Annotated in this window: 1 protein-coding gene and 3 tRNA genes; all 4 read right to left on the bottom strand. The window is 63.1% G+C overall.

The features are described 5' to 3' along the window. Position 1: 1 nt before the first annotated feature. The 4 genes from tuf to O1Q03_RS39790 all read right to left on the bottom strand — a co-directional run bounded on the left by tuf (position 2) and on the right by O1Q03_RS39790 (position 1560). Complete coding sequence (tuf, locus tag O1Q03_RS39805; RefSeq protein WP_269509229.1) at positions 2–1192, bottom strand: elongation factor Tu; 1191 nt, start codon at positions 1190–1192, stop codon at positions 2–4. Positions 1193–1256: 64 nt separating this feature from the next. Next, positions 1257–1331, bottom strand: a tRNA-Thr gene (locus tag O1Q03_RS39800). Positions 1332–1356: 25 nt separating this feature from the next. Beyond that, positions 1357–1430: transfer RNA gene (locus O1Q03_RS39795), tRNA-Gly, on the bottom strand. Between the two features lie 44 nt (positions 1431–1474). Next, a tRNA-Tyr gene (locus O1Q03_RS39790) sits at positions 1475–1560 on the bottom strand. Between the last annotated feature and the right edge of the window lie 1772 nt (positions 1561–3332).

Genomic DNA, 3332 nt, shown 5'->3' with positions numbered 1-3332 from the left:
CTTACTCGATGATCTTGGCGACGACGCCGGCGCCGACGGTACGGCCGCCTTCGCGGATGGCGAAGCGCAGACCTTCTTCCATCGCGATCGGCGCGATCAGCTTCACCGTGATCGACACGTTGTCGCCCGGCATCACCATTTCCTTGTCCTTCGGCAGCTCGATCGAGCCCGTCACGTCCGTCGTACGGAAGTAGAACTGCGGACGGTAGTTGTTGAAGAACGGCGTGTGACGGCCGCCTTCGTCCTTGCTCAGCACGTACACTTCAGCCGTGAAGTGCGTGTGCGGCGTGATCGAACCCGGCTTCGCCAGAACCTGGCCACGCTCCACGTCTTCACGCTTCGTGCCGCGCAGCAGGATACCGACGTTGTCGCCTGCCTGACCTTGGTCCAGCAGCTTGCGGAACATTTCAACGCCCGTGCAGGTCGTCTTCACCGTCGGCTTGATACCGACGATTTCGATTTCCTCGCCGACCTTCACGACGCCGCGCTCGACACGACCCGTCACCACCGTACCACGGCCCGAGATCGAGAACACGTCTTCCACCGGCATCAGGAACGCGCCGTCAACTGCACGCTCCGGCGTCGGGATGTACGTGTCCAGTGCGTCTGCCAGGCTCATGATCGCCACTTCGCCCAGCTCGCCCGTGTCGCCTTCCAGCGCCAGCTTGGCCGAACCCTTCACGATCGGCGTGTCGTCGCCCGGGAAGTCGTACTTCGACAGGAGTTCGCGAACTTCCATCTCGACCAGCTCGAGCAGTTCAGCGTCGTCCACCATGTCGCACTTGTTCAGGAACACGATGATGTACGGAACGCCAACCTGACGCGCCAGCAGGATGTGCTCGCGCGTTTGCGGCATCGGGCCGTCTGCTGCCGAGCAAACCAGGATCGCGCCGTCCATCTGCGCTGCGCCCGTGATCATGTTCTTCACATAGTCAGCGTGGCCCGGGCAGTCGACGTGTGCGTAGTGGCGGTTAGCCGTTTCGTACTCGACGTGTGCCGTGTTGATCGTGATGCCGCGCGCCTTTTCTTCCGGTGCCGCGTCGATCTGGTCGTACGCCTTCGCTTCGCCGCCGAACTTCTTCGTCAGAACCGTCGTGATCGCTGCCGTCAGCGTCGTCTTGCCGTGGTCAACGTGACCAATCGTACCAACGTTGACGTGCGGCTTGGTCCGCTCAAATTTACCCTTGGCCATTTTCAACTCCCAAAAGGAATTCACATGTTGCGCCGCGCGCAAACAGACACTGACTTTTTACTGCTGGTGCCCATGGGCAGGATCGAACTGCCGACCTCTCCCTTACCAAGGGAGTGCTCTACCACTGAGCCACATGGGCGGTATTACGCTTCAACTGCACGAACTGGAGCGGGTGAAGGGAATCGAACCCTCGTCGTAAGCTTGGAAGGCTTCTGCTCTACCATTGAGCTACACCCGCACGGGCCACTAACGATTCCCTACCGCTCTCTGCGCTGATGTTCTTGGTGGAGGAGGTTGGATTCGAACCAACGTAGGCGTAAGCCAACAGATTTACAGTCTGCCCCCTTTAGCCACTCGGGCACCCCTCCGTAGAGAACTGACGATTATGGGGGTGCATCCAACTCTTGTCAAGCACATCCGGAAGATTGTTTTCATTCTCTTCCATCGCACCGACTCGATTCACCCGACACCCGCGCTCACCCGGCTAAGGCAAGCACGAGAGGATCGCCGACTGGCGTCCACATCCTCGTCAGATCCCGTCTTCAGCGCTGATTTGCATCGTTGCTGAAAACGAAAGACCGCCATCATAAGGCCTTCAGAGCAGAATGCCAAGCGGGTAGAAGCAAAAAATTTGCAATTTCCATGCCGGAAGCGTTTGTGGGGGCTGGACTGGCCGTTCGCTTGGCCAAAAATCGAGAACCGTGCCGCGTCGAAGTGGTGCCCGACATGGCCTCTTTTCGCCGAATTTGCCAGCACATTCCGATAGCGAAGCCGGATCTGACGGGCGCAGAGTCGCCTCCGCTCCGTTATCGGCCTGTCCGTCGCCGAACAGTCCAGCCCGACTCCGAAGCCGATGGATTGCCACGCCGTTGGCTGCGAGAGCATGCAGGCGGCGCAATACATCCCGATGCGTCTGCTCGAGTGCAGTTGCCCAATGCCCTGCTACCAATCCATGCCGAATCGCGTCCGCTATTTGCCTTTGCACTGGCCTTGCCGTGTGGGGAGCGCTAACACACGAGGCCACAAATACGTGGTGTTGGGCGGACAGGTTCGCGACGGTTCGGCAAGAGGCTCACCGAGAGCCGCACGGCAGAGCGCATCGAGAACGCGGCGGCGCGCGCAACATACGACACGCCGACGTCCGCCATGGATGCCAACCGCTCCCCTTCTTCGGGCAACCGCGCGGCGTCGCCGCACGCGATGAGACCAGAAGTGATTACATGCGCATGGCTCCCCAACGATGCGTCCGTCTAGCTGACAGCCGCTGGCAGCAGCGGCAACAGTCTCAGCAACGTCGGAGACAACGAGACACGCGCCTCGATATACCGCGCCCGCTGATCGGCGACGATATGCGTCCGCAAGCTCATTGCCGAGCTGCCTGGACGCCGCAGTCGCCGCCAACGTTCGGCTGTGCAGCGCACATTGCGGCGCGTCGTCGCGCAAACCGACCAACATGAACGTCCGAACCGCCTATCGCCGCGAGGCCGCGCAGTAGACGGCATCTTGCATGTTCGTACGATGCGCGCCTCATTCAGCTGAATGCGGACCTGCGTCGGCTTCGGCGGACGCGCAATGGCTCAGCTCATACGGACGCGGGATCCAGACAAACGGGCATGCGGCGCCCACTCCTCGACGTCCGCGACCGCCTGCCGTGCGATTCTGGTGCTGACCCGGGATCAGGCCAAAGTACGATTCGCCGAGTCCCGCCGGCCGAACATTCGGCGCTCAGCGAGCCGAGTGCCGCATGCACGCCCCGATCAACCGCCGTCGACGCGGACGGCACGCGCGTCGCACCGATTGGCGATTGGCGATTGGCGATTGGCGATTGGCGATGGACGCCGGACGCTGGGCGCCGGCCGTGGGCGCTGGGCTGGGCTGGCCTGGGCTGGCCTGGGCTGGCCTGGGCTGGGCTGGGCTGGGCTGGGCCGGGCCGGGCCGGGCTGGGCGCTGGGCGCTGGGCGCTGGGCGCTGGGCGCTGGGCGCTGGGCGCTGGGCGCTGGGCGCTGGGTGCTGGGCGCTGGGCGCTGGGTGCTGGGTGCTGGGTGCTGGGTGCTGGACGCTGGGTGCTGGGTGCTGGGTGCTGGGTGCTGGGTGCTGGGTGCTGGGTGCTGGGTGCTGGGTGCTGGGTGCTGGGTGCTGG

This window comes from Burkholderia sp. IMCC1007, assembly GCF_027257875.1.
Lineage (GTDB): Bacteria > Pseudomonadota > Gammaproteobacteria > Burkholderiales > Burkholderiaceae > Burkholderia.
The sequence above is the reverse complement of the archived record's forward strand: the minus strand, read 5'-3'. Positions and strand labels throughout refer to the sequence as shown.

Excerpts from the sequence above, each read along its gene's own strand:
- tuf (WP_269509229.1), bottom strand. The coding sequence starts at position 1,192 with ATGGCCAAGGGTAAATTTGAGCGGACCAAGCCGCACGTCAACGTTGGT.